The organism is Clostridium sp. MT-14 (assembly GCF_042436595.1).
GTDB classification, from domain to species: Bacteria; Bacillota; Clostridia; order Clostridiales; family Clostridiaceae; genus Clostridium_B; species Clostridium_B aromativorans.
Map to the genome: position 1 here is coordinate 32567 of NZ_JBHMIY010000017.1, position 17649 is coordinate 50215.

Sequence of the window (17649 nt, forward strand, 5' to 3'; positions counted from 1 at the left end):
ATGTATTATTATATATTATAAAGTCCACAAAATCAAGGTTTCTTGAGGATTATCGTTTTTTCATTTATTATTAAATACTATGAAATGTTATTAAAAATTGTATTTTATGTTTGCAAATATGTTTGCAAATTATACTTTAAATTGAAACATATATGCAAGTTTATACAATAATATGTTATAAAAATAAAAACTCCAACTTAAATTTAGGTTGGAGCTTTTATCATATAATATTAATCTATCTTATCTTTATAATCATCATTTCCATCTCTGTATTAACGTCAAGTCCTCCTGTATTTATAATTTTTTTATCCAGATCATTGCAAATCTCCAAATTATAAGCAAGATCTTGAATTTGATATTTCTTTGCAATACTACAGAGTCTCTTACAAAAATATTGGTTCAACTTGTACTCTTTTGCTATATCACTATAATTTTTATTAGCCATCATCCCTGATTTACAGTATATTAGCCTGTTATATTGTTTCTCAATACTTCTTATAATCTGAACAGGCTGCAACCCGCTATCGAGTAAAACATTTATAATGCGCAGTTCATCAATTTTTCTGTTTTCCGATACGGCATTTAAAAGATCCAGAATATCATCATCATCCAGTGAACAAAAAACATCTTTCACTTTTTCTATAGATATAGTATCCATAAACTTAAGCTTATCCAGATCATTGATAAACATATCCAGATTTGAACTGCTATTTATCATGAAGTCAATTATCTTATTATTTATATTCAATTTATTGTCCTTACAAAACGATTTTAATATTTTCTTCTTTTCCAGAGTATCATCTGAATCCATGATAAGTTCCATACCCTGTTTCTGCAGTTCCTTCATCCTTCTGCTGATTTTTTCTCTTTTGTCCCTCTTGTAGACATACAAAACTAAGATTGTAAAATTAGGAAGGCTCTTGACATATTTCTTTAAACATTTAAATATACCCAGCTTGTCTTTGTAATCATCATAGAGGAAATCCGCTTTTATAACGATTACCCTTTTTTTGCCCATCAAAGGCAGTGTCTCGCACTTTGATATTATTTCTTCAGGTTTTACCAAGGATTTAATATCTATTTCTGAAATATTTAGTGGTTCCACTCCCTTTTTGACAGAATTCAACTTCTTTAAAATACTGTATTCGGATTTTGAATACAGTATAATTTTGTTGTCCATTAACATTTCCCTCCATTGTCACATATAATAATCTTTAAATCGCTTATTCCTGAAAACTGTTTATATCCTTTTTCGAGCCATGTATATCCTTCTTCAAGTATGTTTTTTTCTTTCAAAGTGGCAGGTACAATTTTTATTTCCATAACTTTATTTATAAACATCTTGGACTTTTCAAACGTATCTCCCAATGCCTTATACTGTGGTAACTTCTTGAAATTTTCTACCATCTGTTTTTTCGCAAAAGTAATTTTTTTAACCTTTTCTTCAAAATCCACTTCATTGTAATTAGTATTCTCCACACCTTTATTAGATTTTCCTTCAGCAGGTTTTCCAACAAAACTACCTGCCTTTATAACCGCTAGTTCAAGTGAAGTTCTATCCTTCGAATCTATTTTTTGAAAAAGCTCTATAGTATTAATAACTTCCCCTTTAGTAACTTTCAAATTAGACAGCCTTGTAATATCAGTGTCAGTCATGGGAATAACAGAATTGGCTTCACTGCCCATAACCTTACTCATTAGAATATGCCTGAGAAACCTCATAAAATCTTTGATAAATACATTGAAATCAATACCTTGATTATCTAAATAATTTATCAGCTCAAGACTTGCAGGGATATTTCTTTGAAAAATATACGAAGAAAGCTTGAACATATTTTCATTACCTGAAACACCCAATAACTCGGATACCTCTTTATAAGACACATTATTTAAATCCTTGACCTGATCTAAAATACTTACTGCATCTCTCATTCCTCCGTCAGATACTTTAGAAATCAATACTAAACTTTTATCATCTACCTTTATAGATGACTTTTCCGAAATATATTTAAGCCTTTTATAAATATCTTCTATACTTACCCTTCTAAAATTAAACCTCTGGCATCTCGATAAAATAGTAGCAGGGAGCTTTTGCGGATCTGTAGTTGCCAGTATGAATATTGTATTTTGGGGAGGTTCCTCAAGAGTCTTTAAAAAGGCATTGACAGCCTCCTGTGTTAGCATGTGTACCTCGTCCAGGATAATAACTCTAAATTTTGCTTCCGTAGTTGGATAATTAAGTGAAGATATGATATTTCTCATGTCCTCTATTCTTCTTTTAGAAGCCGCATCCATCTCAATTACATCAATACAGTTTCCATCCTCTATTTTTTTGCACATTTCACATGTACCACAAGGTTCACCATCTTTAGGATTCAAACAATTTACAGCTTTGGCCAGAACTTTGGCTGTAGTAGTTTTTCCCGTACCCCTGGTGCCAGAAAAAAGATATGCATGTGAAACATTCTTTTTTACAACCTGGTTCCTTATTATTTCAGTTATATGCCCCTGTCCTACTATATCACTAAATCTTTTGGGCCTAAATTCATTGTATAACATAATACATTCCACCTTTCCTTTTTTATAAACAAAAAACAGCCAAAATTTTATCAGCTGCTTTTGTTGAATACTTTTATATTTTCTTATTTAGATTTTCGCAAAGTTTATTATATTCCTTTGAAGTAGTTTCTCTCAGTTCTCTAGTTATTGTATAAAGCATATGAGCTCTTAGCCTATCCAATCTATCTGCTGATCTGAATAATTCCAATATATATTTGTCCAGTTCTTGGACACCATCAAGATATCCGTTAATATAGCTACACAATGCTATTTTTGATATGTTTTCTTCATTAGCAGGATATGGTTCCTTTATAATAAGTAAAGAGTTAATATTCATATTTCATTCCACCTTTCTTTATTTTTAGCCTTATATGGCCCAAACAAATTGTTACCTCAAAGGTATTGACCAAATTATTTCTCACTTTTAATATGTGGTAAAAACTAAAGCATAAATTGTTTTTTATAAAAAATAAAGAATTCCGGCAATACAATTAGTACCGCCAGAATTTTTCATTTCAAGTTCAATTTTAGAAAAAGTTTATTAGTCTGTTTATACTGTAGTATACTTATTTGCTGAATCATCTGCATTTTTCTTCTCAATTTTAATTGTAAGATCTGCAGCATCCAAATATTTAAGAAAGTTTCTTAAAGTTGGGGAATTACCATCTTTCTCAATTCTAGATATTACCTGTTGCTTTAACCCTGATCGTTCGGCAATTTTGTTTTGAGATATTCCCATCTCTTTTCTTTTTTGTACTACTTCTTTTATAAGTTTAAACTCCCGATCTGCTTGGATATAGGCATTTTTAAAATCTTTATCCTCTTCCATTCTCTTTTTTATTTCTTCTCTTACATTTACTTTTTTAAATGGCATATTTAACACCTCCTATTACACAAATTTTTTATTGAGATATCTGCCCAGTTCTTTAGCTCTTTTTATTGCTCTATTAAGTTCAACTTTTTCAGCTTTCCCTTTTTGTTTTTTACAGGCATGAAGTATATAAAAATTATCTTTATCAGCTATAACATACATAAATCTATCTTTATAATTAAATTTTATTTCCCAAAGTTTGTTTTTAAGCTGCCGTGTGATTAATAAATTGAGAGCACTTAGTCCTTCATCTTCAAGTAGCTGTTTTATTCTGTATCCTTCTGCACTTTCATCGCAAGGTAAATTATCCAAGTATTCATTTATTAGATCTTTTCCTCCATTTGTTTCATAGTCCCATACATTCATGTTTAGTATTATTCCCTTCTTGTAAGGCATATATACAACAAAAATATTGTATTTTATAATATGATTATACACCATTTTTGTTGTATTTTAAATAATCTTTTACCTTTTATATAGATCTTATAACTGATTTTTAAAATTTCCCATTATTTAAGCTAAGTTATAATGGCTTACATTTTATTTACATTTATCAATCTTACTGGTAATACAATCCCTGTATAATTATCACTGTCTTTCTTCTTTATAACTACTGGAGATACATTGTTTGAAAAGTCAAATTCCAGTTCATCATCTTCCTGGGATAATAACACATCAGAAATATATTTTGAATTGAATGCAATTTTTAGCTCTGAGCCCTGAAAGTCTTTCACTTTAATCTCTTCCTCTACTCTTCCAATGGAAGATTTGGCCAACAAATCAAGATTACCATCTTTTGTAAATGACAATTTTACAAGCTTGTTTTCTCCCGTAAGTATAGCTGCAGCCCTGCTCAAAACAGATGCCAGATCCATTCTGTCTATTGTGCACACAGTATCGCTATTTTCAGGAATTATTTTTTCCCACTTTATATAGCTGCCTTCCAATGGAACACTGCTTATAAAAACTTCATTAAATGCAAATTCAATTATGCCTTTTGAAATTTTTACATTAACATTCTGCTCGTCATTTTCCAGTATCCTCTGAAGTTCTAATGCTGACTTCTGTGGAACTATAAAAGATACATTTTCATCACAATCTACAGGGAGACTACTTACGCACATCCTATATCCATCCAGAGCAACAAGAGTCAATTTCCCATTTTTAACTTCAAAAAATACTCCGGTAAGTACAGGTCTTGTTTCATCATGTGCAACTGCAAAAATGACCTCTTTTAAGGCTTTTTTGAATTCCTCTGATATTACGTTTACCTCTACTTTACTTTTAATTGGCTTTATAACAGGAAAAGCATTTATATCCATAGATACAATATTGGATTGAGACTTTCCTGAAACTATGGACACCGAGTTATCTTTTTCTTCTGATTTTATAAGCAATTCCTGGTTTGGGAGGGCTTTTACATACGATAATAAGAATTTTGAATTTACCAAAATGGCTCCATTTTCAAAATCCATGCATGTAAAAGCTGCTTTAATTGTAGTTATAAGATCTGTACACATAAGCGTTACTTTGCCATCTTTTACTTCTAATAGAACTCCATCCAGATTTTCATTCAAATTTGTCTTCACGCAAGCTCTGACAACCTTCTCCAATTCATTCTGAAATACTTCTTTTGTTGTCCTAAATAACATAATACATTCCACCTTTCATTTTTTATAAACAAAAAACAGCCAATATTTTATCAGCTGCTTTCCTTAAACATTTTATTTTCTACTATCTAGATATATCCATATTTCACTTATGTTTCTTTATTTTTTAGTCTTGTACGACCCAAACAAAATGTTACCCATATAAGAGCATTTGCCAATTTCCTTTATATATTTAATATGTGGTAAAAACTAAAGTTTTAACTTATTTGCATAAAAAAATTCCAGAGATATAATATAAAATCATCTTTGGAATTTTTCATTATAAATTATTTTTATGATTTATCATCTAATCGTTTTTCAGCTTCATTGTAGACTTCATTATCAGACCGTTTCCCAATAACTACGATATCTATAATATCAACATCCTTATCAGAATTTCCCTCTTTAAACACAATTCTTAAACCTTTTTTTCTATTTTTCAATTTTCGACAATTGCAAAGTTTACCATGCAGTTTTTCTCCAGCTTTCATGCCTATAATTTTAATTCTATCCAAAGCTTTATCTACAAAAATAATTTGTTCTCCATCTAATTTAAAATAATCTTCCTTTGCTTTATCAAACCAATTCAATATATAATGGTCGTCTTTTTTTATTTTATTAATATCTTTATAATGCTTTATTTTTTTATTCCCAACCATCATTTTCATCCAATACAGGCACTTTATTTGCTTTATCACCTCGGACCTCATAATCCGATAATTTTTTTACATTACCTTTAGATTCTTCAAGAATACGAATATAAGTTTCAGCCTCAAGTAATTTATCATTTAATTTTTCAAAAGCATCAATTTGTTTGTTGTAATCTTCAACTGATGTGATAATTTTAAAAAGATGATTATTTTTCATTATAAATATATCTTTATCCGTATCAAGTACTTTAGAAGCACTTCTTTGCAAATCTGTAATAGAAACAAATTGCTTATCATCAATTTTTTCTTTAATCATATAAACCCTCCTCAAAAGTTACTTTATAATAATATTATCATAATAATACATATAATTCAACATATTATTATTAAATTATTATGCTTATTTTTTATGGTAATATTCTATATTTTGCTTTATAGTATGATAAAGGTAATCATCTATACCTTTATACGAAGGATTCCACGTAGATATCCTTATATCACTGAAGCCTTCTGATTTTAGATATTGTATCAACTTCATCTGATTTTCCATGACTTGTGAATTATCAAACCTATCCATATCATAAGCTACAAAAATCCGTTTTGCTTTCATTTTCTTTAAAATTTCCGCACAACCATTATAAGAGTTTACTCCTGGAACTGCCAGAAATGTTGTATCTGATAGAATTCCAGCTACTGTTGCCTTTAATGCTCCCTCGGTAATAGCCACTTTTTTGCCGGAATGTTTTGAATTCCAATAAACGTGGAAAAAACCTTGAGCAGAACATCCCCTGTCCATGTAGCCTGATGAAAACCATGGATATTTCTTCTTGATTTTTTCGCCGTTTTTTCTTATCTGACATCCCTGTATTCTGCCATACATATCTCTTACAGGTACAAGAAATCCCCCTTCTTTTGGAGTCCAGAATGTCCAATTTTTATATTTGCTCGGATAAAACCCTGGAATTCCTTTAAGGGAAAAACCGCATTTCTGAATTTCTATACATATTTTTCTTTTCAGATATTTACTTTCTGGTAGAGTTGCATACCCATTTTTACGGATATCTTTTTCAGTGAGACCTCTCAAAACAAGGTTTTCCAAATGTTTATCACTTACGTAAAGCAATGATATAAGTTTTCTATAAACCTTATCTCTTGTATCTATATCAGCCATTGGAATTACAGGCTTGTTTAACTTCTTTTCCATTTTCTTAATTTTTTTCACAACACTGATTTTTACGTCAAACCCCATGATTTCCTTAAATGCCTCTTTAGTTGAACAACTATGAAGTTCAGCATACAATTTTATATTTGAACCCGCAGCTCCGCATTTTACACATCTATACACATTTTTATAGTTTGGATTTCTTCTATCCGTTGGTGTCAGGTAGAAATGTCCGGGTTTTGCACCACAGAAAGGACACGTTGCTGTGAATCTGTATCCTTCTTCTTTTATGTCTGTCAATCCACACATGTAAGCAACATTTAATATGCTTAATCTAGGATCAGTATCATAATCTATTTCCATCAAAAGCACCTCCTTATATTCCCTTATATTTTTAATATGTGGTAATTTAAAAGCTGCCATATTAAATGACAGCTTTTTATGTTACAATTTAGAAAGTTTTTCGCCCAAAATATAAATCTCCCTGGTAATCATTTTTAATTCTTCTTTTCTTATCTTTAATCCCGATTTGCTCAGTGACCTTAATTCATTCAAATCATCCAGTTTATTTTCCATTTTTCTTTTCAATATCTTCTTTTTTGTTTTCATATACCAGAGCCCCCTTACCTCTATATCATTAATTTAATTTTTAGAAAGGTACATCACCAACCAAACTCATGTCCGACTCAGGAATATAGTTAGAATTTCCTGTAGAATGGCTTGTATAAGACTTTGGAGAAAGATACTTGGTTTCCTCCGCAATAACTTCAGTAACAAACCTCATACTGCCATCTTTGGCTTTATAACTTCTGGTCTGAATTCTGCCGCTCACTGCTATAAGTTTCCCTTTACATGTATTTTGTGCAGCAGCTTCGGCAATTTTCCCCCATAAAACAACAGGAATGAAATCTGCCTGCTGATGTCCTTCTTTTTTTACTTTCCTGTCAACAGCCAGATTAAATGTGACAACCGGTATATTGCTTCCCGGAGTAAATTTCAAATCAACGTCTTTAGTCAACCTTCCAATTAATACAACTTTATTCACAATACATTCCACCTTTTTTATTTATTTATGACATACAAAAATATTATTATTAAGAATGCCAACGATGCTTCACAACCCTTGTCTCCTGACTTGGCAAACTTGAAAATATTTCTGCAGAACATAATTGACAAAGCAACTATAGAAATAACTTTCAAAATCATTGCTCCCATATATGTCATGGCTAAGCCGCCTTTCTGCTTTCAAAAAGTTCATCTACAACACTTTTACAGAAGCATGCAATTTGCTCCGTATTTCTGATATCTTCTGTATAAATCACAGGTTCATCGTACAAAAGACATATTTTGTTGAGAATTTTTATACTGTATACGGCACAAGCCATTGCCCTTTTCCTTAAAAGCATCTGGCCGGCAACATACTCTCTGAATTCTTCTCCCTGGTATTTAAAACGTGCAATAGTCAATATGTTCTCTGTATCAGCAACCGTCCTTACATATTCGCTGAAATCTTTTTCAACAAATCTCAAATTTTCAAGAGTTTCATTATCCTTTATTTTTGCTGCTAATTTTCCGATTCTTTCCTTGTACATAACACACTCCACCTTTTCATTTTTTATAATTTTTTATAATTTTTGATAATAAAAGAAGAACTCTCAATGTCTGAAAGTTCTTCTAAAAATTTTTATAATTATTGTCATAATAGAAATTGTTTCCCGTACTTCTTAATAACTTTTTATATCATATCCAAGCAATGTTCTGACTGCTGAAAATTTAAGTGCATCCAAGTGCGTGTCCATATCTCTCGAACATACATCTTCACCGAATGTATTAAACCCCAATGTTACATCATATTTCCCATTTTCTGAAGAATTGATTGAAAACAAATCACTTTCCTTAAATCCATGCAAGTTTAGTGTATGTTTAATTTTATCTTCATTATTGCAGGTCAGAATATACATTATAGCATCATAATATTCCTGCTTCTCCTCTAATTTTGTTTTAAGTTCATTCTTAGAATTCTCCAGCATAATCTTTTCATGTTCCAAATCTTCTATTTTTCTTTGTGAAGCAAATTCCTTTTTTGCTGCTATACTTTTGTTCGTGAATTTTGATAATAAATTCAACATAATATATTCCACCTTTCAATTTTTTAGCTTTACGGCCAAATCCAAATGTCACCCTACAGGGTATTAACTAAATTCATTTCTAATATTAATATGTGGTATTTTAAATACAAAAGGTTAAAATTATAAATTATTTTTCACATTCTAAAACAGGCTGAGCTGCTTTCCATTAATAATTTCAGTTGAAATATCCATAATAACCGAGTGAGTTGACTGACTGTTATACACTTCAGGAATCTCAAAGTCAGGGATGCTCAGGAATTTTTTCAACTCTATAAAAAGAGCTTTGAATTTTTTATTGAATTCTTTCCTTTCCTCTCCTTCAGGGTAAGGTTTATTGCTGAAATAATATTTGTTGTCAACACCATGAACCAGGTATTGACTTATAAAACCTTTTTCCCTTAGGGAGTCTTGCACATATGCCTCAAAAGCTCTTGCAAACATCTCCTGGATAGTACTGAAATAATCTTTTTTCCTTCCTTCATCTAATTTCCTGGATTCAATCAAAAAGTCAGACTGTTTTGCATTTCCGGATTCATTCTTGTACTTCAAAGAATATATCAGGTCCTTGAATACTTTTAATAATTCAGGAGACAGTTTGTTACTGTTATTAATATTAAAACTAGCATATGGATAACTTACCTCATTCTCACATATACTGCCTATAAAATCGTCAAGTGCATGAAGCCACTCATGTGACAGTGAACCTGCTCCCCTGATCTTTGTTATATTTATGACTCTCCTGCAGCTTTCATAATGTGCCGAAGCATTTCCACTGCCCCTTGCACCAAAAGCTATTCCAAGGCTGCTTTCTCCCTCTCTTTTAAGTGATATAAAATTTGATGCTACATTTAGAACATATGCCAAATCTACAAGGGCGTCGAAACAATAATTTATATGCATCTGCCTTTCGCTGTCAGTGGCATAATTCCCGAACTCTCCTCCTCTGAAGCCGAATATTTCAAGGAATTCATCCGTTGATACCTCAAATTTCCTTTTTGCAGGCCCCCTTCTTTCTATACCTTTTAATACTGGCCTCTGAAATTTGAAAATTGAACTTCCTTTTTTATTCATGTTTTCAATATACAGTTCTGCTTCTTCTCTTGTTTCAAATGAGCTTTTACAAACAATTTTGTAATAATATTTGCTGCTCTTGCAGCTACTCTTGCATATGAAAAACTTTCCCTTTTGTTCCTTAACTATTAAGGGATTTTTCTGTGACAAGGAATCCGGAAACCCTATACGCGAAAGTTCTTTTCTAAAATCCTCCGGATATTGAGATACTTTATAGGCAACAGTTGTAAATTTATTTTTTATGTTTGGATTCTTATAAACTTTGCCTGTCCAGCTTTGCCTATAATATCCATTACGTACAAAAATCTCGTAAAATACATTCTTTAAGTCCTCTTCTGATTTTAAATTCATTGCTACATCTCTTACTATGGACACAAATTCTACAAACAATTTTCTGTTATTCTTGTTTTCCTCTTCATCATGTGTGGGCTTCACCTTTGCAGGCAACGCATCTCTTAGTTTTTTTATACAGAAAACCACTAGCTTTGGATTGTCATTGCACATCTCTCTGTAGTCTGGTTTCTTCCATATCTGGTCTTTGACACAGAATTGAAAAGCTTCCCTGTCAGACAAAGAATCCAGATCTGAAATTAAAAAATTTCTTTCCTTCCAGAGATCTTTTTTAGCTCCACCTATTTTTTCTCCAAAATCTTCAATTTTCACAATACACTCCACCTTTTCTAAAATAAATAAAAAGAGAATCCTCAAAATTGAAAATTCTCCTAAATTTTTATTATTATATTTTTTTCAATAAAATTTTTACATAATATGATATTAGTCATATCTAATAAATTTCTTGATTAATGGCCTTTCATTTTTAAGTAAAACTTGATTTATAAATTTTTTTATTTTTTCGTTGTCTTGAAAATTAAAATTCAAAGTGTTTATTACTCCTTCAACAATAATATCATTTTTAATTTTTTCTGGTAATTCATTAAATAGAGTTTTACACATTTCTATAGTATCCTTACTAAATTCTTTATTTGCTGCTAATACATACTCTTCTAATTTCTCTCCTACCATTTAATAAAACCCTCCTTGCTTCACTAATTTGACTTTCTTAATGTTTGATTGTAAATCAATATAACTATACTATTTTTTTAAACAAGTTTCCATTTAGCTCTGAAATCTTTAATATCTAGAAAATCTCTTTGAACAAATGAGCCTTTATTAATTCCCATATCACTTTCGGTCTTAAGTAACTTAACATATATTCTTCCATTTATTATGTTCGCAATACCTTTTGCTCCTCTTTTCACCAGATAACTTTTTCTACTACCCTTGATTAAATAATCTACTTTGCAAATTACATCCATACATATTTCACACTCCATTTATTTGTTAGCTTTATAGCTGAAGCCAATTGTTACCTTATATAAGGCATTTACCAATTTCCTTTATATATTTAATATGTGGTATTTTAAAGTATAAAAAATATAAAATAAAAAATAAGGTCTGCCACACTAGACAGACCTTATTAATGATCCATTTTTAATATTTTAGTTTTTGAGTTTTTCTATGAAGTTATTTTTGACTTCATCTCTATAAATTTGAAATTTGTCAACTTCCCATTCTGCTCATACTATTCAGTCTCGTAACTTTCTATAGCAACGTAAAATGGGGACTTTCAAAAATATGTTTTATTTGACATAAGCAAAAAGGGTGTCCGGCGGGGTCAAACATAACGGTCCAACTGTCAGAAAATTGTTTATCTGCGATTGTTGCCCCACAATGGATTGCGTATTGAACCGCTTTTTCCAAATCATTAACTGCGAAGTCGATATGCGCCATTTGCTGCTGAGCTTCAGGATCTTCCGGCCACACAGGCGGTTTATACTCAGGGTTCCGCTGAAACGTTATACCAGGGTACTCTCCCTGATTTGTCCCTGGAGCGCCTATGCATGTATATTCTTCATCATGAAATGCTATCTCCCATTTGAGCAGCGCTGCATAGAATTTTGCTAATTTATGCAGATCTTTACAGTCCAACGTTAATGCGTACATTTTGATTTTTAGTTCATCACTCATAATACTAGCACCTCCAATAATATAAATAATCCGCAGTTCAAAACAGCCCCACAAATTACTATTTGCCTGCGAATTAACTCTTAACAATTATTACAACATATCATATGGGAAAGCAATTATGCTTAATCTTTTATTTTTATATATACCTTTTTATCTGTGAATACCGCTTCAAAATCATGCACCTGTATATCCTCAAAGTACATACGTTTAAAAAATTTCAACATTCCTGTAAAAGAGGATTGTACCAGCATTCGTTCAACTAAAAATGTAATTTTATCATCAATACTTAATCTGGCAGGTTTAAATGACTTTAACCTGCTGTCTTTCATGGCCTTTCTTACGGGTTTCATCGAATCCATATCACAATAAACAATTCCATCGTATAATTTTATGGCCTTTCTTGCAAACAGCATATATATGGCACCGTGAGTTCTAAACTTGTAGACTGTCCCTTCTTTAATTTTAAATTTTCTCGTATCAAGGGCTGCTATTTCAAACCCTTCTATAAATTCATCCACAATTTTATTCAGCACATACATAGTACTATGGTTTTTTATGTTTTTTATATTTACAGCAGTATTCATGTTTATGGAACGGGTAAAATTATTGATGCAAAGTACATTATTTATTGGATTTTCTAATTTAAGTACTATTTTTATAACTGCAGTTACAAAAAATATATAAAAGGATATGGAAATTTTATATAGTGCAAGACTCACAGCTATAATGAAGATGCCATATTTATCTATAACAACAAGCATGAAATTCAAAGATTTGACCAGTATAAACAGGATGATTAAAAGCAACCTGCTTTTCAAAATTTTATTCATTTTTATTTCGGAACCTTTCTTTGATATGGAATTTGAAACTCACAAAAAATAAAATTCCAGGACACCAAAGGTGGTAGTATCCTGGAAAGAAAAAGTTAAAATGTATTATGTACTTACATAATACCATCACCTCTTCAGATAATCAATTGATTTTCGGAGAATCAAAATGGGATATCTCCATCATCGACTGGTGTTATACCCGAGTAGTCATAATCATCTGCCAAATCATTACTTGTACCTGTATTTGATTTTGCCTTATTTTTGTCTCCCCATTCTAGAAACTGAATTTCCTCTGAAACAACTTCAGTTACAAATCTCCTACTGCCGTCTTTAGCTTCATAACTCCTTGTCTGGATTCTGCCACTGACACCTATAAGCTTTCCCTTGTTCATATAGTTTGCTACAGATTCACCCTGTTTTCCCCATACAACAATTGGAATAAAATCTGCTTCCTGCTGACCTTCTTTTTTAAATCTTCTATTTACGGCCAGATTGAACGTTGCAACAGCAGTACCAGTATTTTGTGTAAATTTTAGCTCAGGATCCTTGGTCAATCTCCCGATCAAAACAACTTTATTCATCTATATCACCCCTATTTTTTATCTAACCCTCATTGCAGATGTGTAGTTTCCCAAATTTGCTATTTTTACTACATCTCCGGTATGCGGCGCTTCTATGAATTTACCGTTTCCTATATACATTCCAACATGATATGCAGGTGTACCGAAGAACACCAAGTCTCCAGGTTGAAGTTCACCTTTGGGGACAGGTATGCCGAAATTCTGCTGATCCTGTGAAACCCTCGGAAGATTGACACCAAAATGCTCATATACATACTGCACAAACCCCGAGCAGTCAAATCCAGAGGGACTTGTACCACCCCAGACATAAGGAACGCCCAGAAAAGACAGTGCATAATTTACCACATCATTTGTAGAAGTAAAGCTTCCTCTTGACAGTGAATTCTCAAAATCAGCACGTTCTGATGGATCGCTACTGTTTAAAACTGACAAAAGCTTTTTCTGGTTTTGTTTTTGTTTATTCAGTATATCTATTTTCCTTAAAATATCACTTTTCAATTTTTTAGTTTTATCCTTATTCTGTTTCAATTTTTTCACAATGCTTTCCCTGGATTTTTTGTCGTTTTCAAGCTTTTTTATATTATGGTCATCAAAATCCATTAGTGTTTTTATAATTATTGATTTTGAAATCAGATCATTGAAATTTTTAGAAGACAAAAGAATATTAATGTAGTTTTGTCTTAAACCTGTGACGTACATTTCCCTGATTCTTTTTTGAGCAATATCACTGGTGTCTTTTATGCTTTTGTTTATAGAGGACAGCTCCTTTGCATTCTTTGAAATGCTATCGTTTAGATTTTTAAGAGTTTGATTGTATTTTTCCAAAGCAGCAATATTCCCTTCTATTTGGTTATCCATAATTTCTATCTGTTTTTCCACATTGTCATTCCAGTTTTTATACTCTTGGGTGTTTGTATCTGAAGATATGCCGGAGGAAAGACTTGAAGGGCTTGCACAAACTTGAAAAGGCATACTTAAACTTAATATTACGGCCGTAGCCAATATACTTTTCCTAAACAAAAAATCACACCTCTTTCTCATATATTTTCGTAACAATTATACAGCAGAAATCAGACTTGAAAATTTGTTTATAATTCGGTTACTTTTTATATTTTTATTTTTTTATATAAATTATATAATTTAACGCGATCACTCTCTGTAAACTCATAATCCATAGCCCTGTCAAGAAAAGCTTCGGATATTCGATTTACAGGAAACAGTTCATCCTTTTTCCTATCATACTTAAATAATGTGCTTAATTCATATGGCCTGTGATAATCTTCAGGCTTGAATATCATTTCCGATACTTCCTTTATATATCTCTTACCTGTCTGCCTGTTTATAGAAATGAATATAAGAATATTAACTGCTCTGGCTATATCGTATAGTGCGGATTCCTCAGTCTTATATATTCCTCCGCGTAAAAGCATATTTTTGTAGTCATATATAAAGTCCTGATTTGAGGAGGTGTGGAAGCTCCCCATGCTTCCCCTGTTCTGCCTTGTCATTGCCTCCAGAGTTATATAGGCCTCTTCGGGAGTCAATACTTCACCGTCTATGATTATATCACGGTTCATCCTAAGCCCTGTCTTAAAACAATCTTCAGGAGACTTCAACTTGAAGAATTTTAAGTTTTTGACATCTTTGTCCGGGAAATATTTGAGTATGTTAAGTTCCAATGTAGATTCTATTGTAAGAATTGATACATTTTCTGGGATAGAAGATATGAGCCTTAGAAGATATGTTGTCTTACCTGTACCCTGTCCACCAAGTACAAAAATATTGGGTCTGCCTTTCATTATGAGATCTATGAATTCCTCCATATATAAATTTGAAGTCCTGGAAGCTATGAAAAACTCTTTTGAAAAGAAAGTGGCCCCCGTATACCTCAAGTTGAGTGAATAATACCTGCTGTACGGCGGCATTACTGCAGTTACCCTGGCACCACAAATTCTTTCACATTTCACTTCCGGATTATTAAAGTCAAGAGGATGAAAATTGTCCAGTTTGGAAAATGACACACTTCTTCTTATCGTATCTTCATAGGAAACTTCATCCTTAAAATACAGTTTTTTTACCCTTTCTTTTCTTCCTTTTATCTGAAAGCTCACGAAATCCTTGGTATTTAAGTTTATTTCATTCAGACCATCTACATCATTGTAACTGTATATATCTATCACTGAAAGTCCATACAGCTCCTGAAATATTATCTGTGCCAGAAGCCCAATCTTTACGTTGAGGTTGTCATCCCTGTGAATACACAAACTGTTTATTATCATGCCAAAATCTTTATTGTTCCCTGTATATACTTTTTCGAAATAATTTACATGGTATTGTTCTATAAGTAAGTTTATATTTTGAGTATCCACCGACTTGTTTATATAATTTATAATTACACCCTTTAAAATATCTTTACTGTTGGGATCACCAAAACCCGCCATTTCTTTTAATGAACTCAAATTTTTAACATTTTGACGGTTATCATCTACCATATCACTGATAAATCTTAACAATCTATCAAGAGTATCTATTTTATAAAGTGCCATCTATTATCACTCCCATATATATATTTGTAGGGCAGTTAGTTTTTAACCACCCTACAAAATTTCCTACCTTACCCTTCTTATAAGTCTCACAAGATTGGCATCTATTTTCCGCATTTTAAGCTCTTCAGATTGGAAAATCCTTTTTATTTTTATGACGCATGTGTCACCCGGCTCTGGATTGAAACCTTCCCAGTGAGGGTATGGACAAAGTGCACTCACGTGTTTTAAATGTTTCAGCTCAAAAAATATTCCAAAAGACTCTACTCCTGTTACCACAGCTTCATAGCAGCTGTTCTTGGTAACTTTCTTGATATTTTCAAAATACGGATCATCTGTAGCTCTCTTTATGGAAAGTTTTAAAATGCCTTTTTCCATGTCAATTTCCTGGATAACAGCCGTCTTTACATCTCCTATCTGGATAACATTTCTAAGATCTGATATATAGCCCCAGTCTATTTCCTCTTTTGGTATTCTGACTTCCACCCCGTAAGCTTCGACATATGCCGTAGTACGGCCTATACCCACAATTCTGACTGGAATTTTATCTCCCTCAGCATGTTTGGGAAATTCCAGCTTTGACCTCAAATCCATTGCTTTCTTTCTCGATGCAACGGCAATTTTTCTTTCGGCATCAAGCTCAACCACTATGAAATCAATTGGAGCTCCTATCATAGTTTTCATTATATTATAAATTTCCATCTGATCTTCACGCTTGATATTCATTTCTCTGGAAGGTATGAGAATTTTGAAATCTCCGTAAAAGACAATCCCACATGGAATTTCTATTATCTTTTGACCGTCTTCTGTAACTTTTTTCTTCTTTATAATTTCAATAGCAGATAATTCTCCCGTCAGAATCTTGCTGCTCTGACGGCTTGCATATACATCCTGTAAAAACTGATCCACCATGTAAATCACCCTTTCTCTTATAATTTTTATTTCCCGTAATTTATCACCACTGTAAAGACCATTTTGCTTTCTCCATAAGAGTAATAAGAACAACTATACTTATAACAAGCATGCTTTTATCCATGATTCCACCTGCCTTGCATAACCTAAATGAGTAACTTCCCTTGAATGGAAAGACGAGTGCTTCCCCTTGATAATTTAAAAGATCAATTAGAATATGACTTGCATATCCAACAACAAAACCTGCAAATATCGGTCTGTACAAAATATATATTCCATAAGAAAATGCACCAAAACCAAGTAAACTATGTGAGAACATTCTATGTCCAGTGAGTCTTGAAATTAAAGAAGCAAGTGAAAGTATAAGGAGGCCCGAGGATGTGAGGTGATTTTGCAAATTATGAAAGCCATATTTGAGATGTACATATAAAACTATGGATAAAATAACAGACATGGCTATAATTACTTTATTTAAATATTTTGAGATTGTACTATTATCAAGATCTATATCCGGGGTCAATGAGCCAATAGCGGCTCCGATAAAAAACACATAACTACATTTTACATTTAAGATTAAACTTAAAGCGGCAGCAGAAGCAATTCCCACTGCCGCATGAGTTCTACCTGTCACGCACGGCATCACCCCTTTGCAAACTTTATGACA

Annotated in this window: 24 protein-coding genes; all 24 read right to left on the minus strand. The window is 32.1% G+C overall.

Annotation, left to right across the window (positions count from 1 at the left end):
• Positions 1 to 235: 235 nt before the first annotated feature.
• The 24 genes from holA to ACFHWD_RS12580 all read right to left on the minus strand — a co-directional run bounded on the left by holA (position 236) and on the right by ACFHWD_RS12580 (position 17616).
• Positions 236 to 1180, minus strand: coding sequence for a DNA polymerase III subunit delta (gene holA / locus ACFHWD_RS12465; RefSeq protein WP_179977649.1), 945 nt, complete (start codon positions 1178 to 1180; stop codon positions 236 to 238).
• Entirely contained in the window at positions 1180 to 2559 is a 1380-nt protein-coding gene (gene dnaX / locus ACFHWD_RS12470) for a DNA polymerase III subunit gamma/tau (protein ID WP_179977650.1), read from the minus strand. The genes holA and dnaX overlap by 1 nt, the downstream gene beginning before the upstream one ends.
• Before the next feature lie 73 nt (positions 2560 to 2632).
• Positions 2633 to 2896, minus strand: coding sequence for a hypothetical protein (locus ACFHWD_RS12475; RefSeq protein ID WP_179977651.1), 264 nt, complete (start codon positions 2894 to 2896; stop codon positions 2633 to 2635).
• A gap of 213 nt (positions 2897 to 3109) precedes the next feature.
• Positions 3110 to 3433, minus strand: coding sequence for a helix-turn-helix domain-containing protein (locus ACFHWD_RS12480; protein ID WP_179977652.1), 324 nt, complete (start codon positions 3431 to 3433; stop codon positions 3110 to 3112).
• A 15-nt stretch (positions 3434 to 3448) separates the two neighbouring features.
• The gene (locus ACFHWD_RS12485) at positions 3449 to 3796 is read right to left on the minus strand and encodes a type II toxin-antitoxin system RelE/ParE family toxin (protein WP_179977653.1); all 348 of its coding nucleotides are present in this window, start codon (positions 3794 to 3796) and stop codon (positions 3449 to 3451) included.
• A 167-nt stretch (positions 3797 to 3963) separates the two neighbouring features.
• Positions 3964 to 5082: a DNA polymerase III subunit beta gene (gene dnaN / locus ACFHWD_RS12490; RefSeq protein ID WP_378062125.1), complete on the minus strand. Its 1119-nt coding sequence runs from the start codon at positions 5080 to 5082 to the stop codon at positions 3964 to 3966.
• A 290-nt stretch (positions 5083 to 5372) separates the two neighbouring features.
• Positions 5373 to 5777, minus strand: a complete 405-nt coding sequence (locus tag ACFHWD_RS12495; RefSeq protein ID WP_378062127.1) for an addiction module toxin RelE — start codon at positions 5775 to 5777, stop codon at positions 5373 to 5375.
• Positions 5725 to 6045: a hypothetical protein gene (locus ACFHWD_RS12500; protein WP_378062129.1), complete on the minus strand. Its 321-nt coding sequence runs from the start codon at positions 6043 to 6045 to the stop codon at positions 5725 to 5727. The genes ACFHWD_RS12495 and ACFHWD_RS12500 overlap by 53 nt, the downstream gene beginning before the upstream one ends.
• A gap of 84 nt (positions 6046 to 6129) precedes the next feature.
• Positions 6130 to 7254, minus strand: coding sequence for a DUF3854 domain-containing protein (locus ACFHWD_RS12505; protein WP_378062131.1), 1125 nt, complete (start codon positions 7252 to 7254; stop codon positions 6130 to 6132).
• An 81-nt stretch (positions 7255 to 7335) separates the two neighbouring features.
• Positions 7336 to 7500, minus strand: a complete 165-nt coding sequence (locus ACFHWD_RS12510) for a hypothetical protein (RefSeq protein WP_179977656.1) — start codon at positions 7498 to 7500, stop codon at positions 7336 to 7338.
• Positions 7501 to 7540: 40 nt separating this feature from the next.
• Complete coding sequence (locus tag ACFHWD_RS12515) at positions 7541 to 7936, minus strand: single-stranded DNA-binding protein (protein WP_179977657.1); 396 nt, start codon at positions 7934 to 7936, stop codon at positions 7541 to 7543.
• A gap of 17 nt (positions 7937 to 7953) precedes the next feature.
• Complete coding sequence (locus tag ACFHWD_RS12520; RefSeq protein ID WP_179977658.1) at positions 7954 to 8115, minus strand: hypothetical protein; 162 nt, start codon at positions 8113 to 8115, stop codon at positions 7954 to 7956.
• A gap of 2 nt (positions 8116 to 8117) precedes the next feature.
• Entirely contained in the window at positions 8118 to 8483 is a 366-nt protein-coding gene (locus ACFHWD_RS12525) for a DUF3232 domain-containing protein (protein WP_179977659.1), read from the minus strand.
• A gap of 132 nt (positions 8484 to 8615) precedes the next feature.
• On the minus strand, positions 8616 to 9020 hold the full coding sequence (locus ACFHWD_RS12530; protein WP_179977660.1) for a hypothetical protein: 405 nt from the start codon (positions 9018 to 9020) through the stop codon (positions 8616 to 8618).
• 141 nt (positions 9021 to 9161) lie between these two features.
• Positions 9162 to 10754, minus strand: a complete 1593-nt coding sequence (locus ACFHWD_RS12535) for an LPD1 domain-containing protein (protein WP_150358381.1) — start codon at positions 10752 to 10754, stop codon at positions 9162 to 9164.
• A gap of 111 nt (positions 10755 to 10865) precedes the next feature.
• Entirely contained in the window at positions 10866 to 11114 is a 249-nt protein-coding gene (locus tag ACFHWD_RS12540) for a hypothetical protein (protein ID WP_150358965.1), read from the minus strand.
• Between the two features lie 77 nt (positions 11115 to 11191).
• Positions 11192 to 11407, minus strand: a complete 216-nt coding sequence (locus tag ACFHWD_RS12545) for a hypothetical protein (RefSeq protein ID WP_150358964.1) — start codon at positions 11405 to 11407, stop codon at positions 11192 to 11194.
• A 286-nt stretch (positions 11408 to 11693) separates the two neighbouring features.
• Entirely contained in the window at positions 11694 to 12119 is a 426-nt protein-coding gene (locus ACFHWD_RS12550) for a VOC family protein (RefSeq protein ID WP_378062136.1), read from the minus strand.
• A gap of 122 nt (positions 12120 to 12241) precedes the next feature.
• Positions 12242 to 12949, minus strand: a complete 708-nt coding sequence (locus ACFHWD_RS12555; protein WP_378062138.1) for a hypothetical protein — start codon at positions 12947 to 12949, stop codon at positions 12242 to 12244.
• A gap of 161 nt (positions 12950 to 13110) precedes the next feature.
• Entirely contained in the window at positions 13111 to 13530 is a 420-nt protein-coding gene (locus ACFHWD_RS12560; protein WP_378062140.1) for a single-stranded DNA-binding protein, read from the minus strand.
• 18 nt (positions 13531 to 13548) lie between these two features.
• On the minus strand, positions 13549 to 14550 hold the full coding sequence (locus tag ACFHWD_RS12565; RefSeq protein WP_378062142.1) for an NlpC/P60 family protein: 1002 nt from the start codon (positions 14548 to 14550) through the stop codon (positions 13549 to 13551).
• Between the two features lie 86 nt (positions 14551 to 14636).
• Positions 14637 to 16076: an ATPase, T2SS/T4P/T4SS family gene (locus ACFHWD_RS12570; RefSeq protein ID WP_150358904.1), complete on the minus strand. Its 1440-nt coding sequence runs from the start codon at positions 16074 to 16076 to the stop codon at positions 14637 to 14639.
• 63 nt (positions 16077 to 16139) lie between these two features.
• Complete coding sequence (locus tag ACFHWD_RS12575; protein WP_378062144.1) at positions 16140 to 16985, minus strand: S1 RNA-binding domain-containing protein; 846 nt, start codon at positions 16983 to 16985, stop codon at positions 16140 to 16142.
• Between the two features lie 43 nt (positions 16986 to 17028).
• On the minus strand, positions 17029 to 17616 hold the full coding sequence (locus ACFHWD_RS12580; RefSeq protein ID WP_378062146.1) for a metal-dependent hydrolase: 588 nt from the start codon (positions 17614 to 17616) through the stop codon (positions 17029 to 17031).
• Between the last annotated feature and the right edge of the window lie 33 nt (positions 17617 to 17649).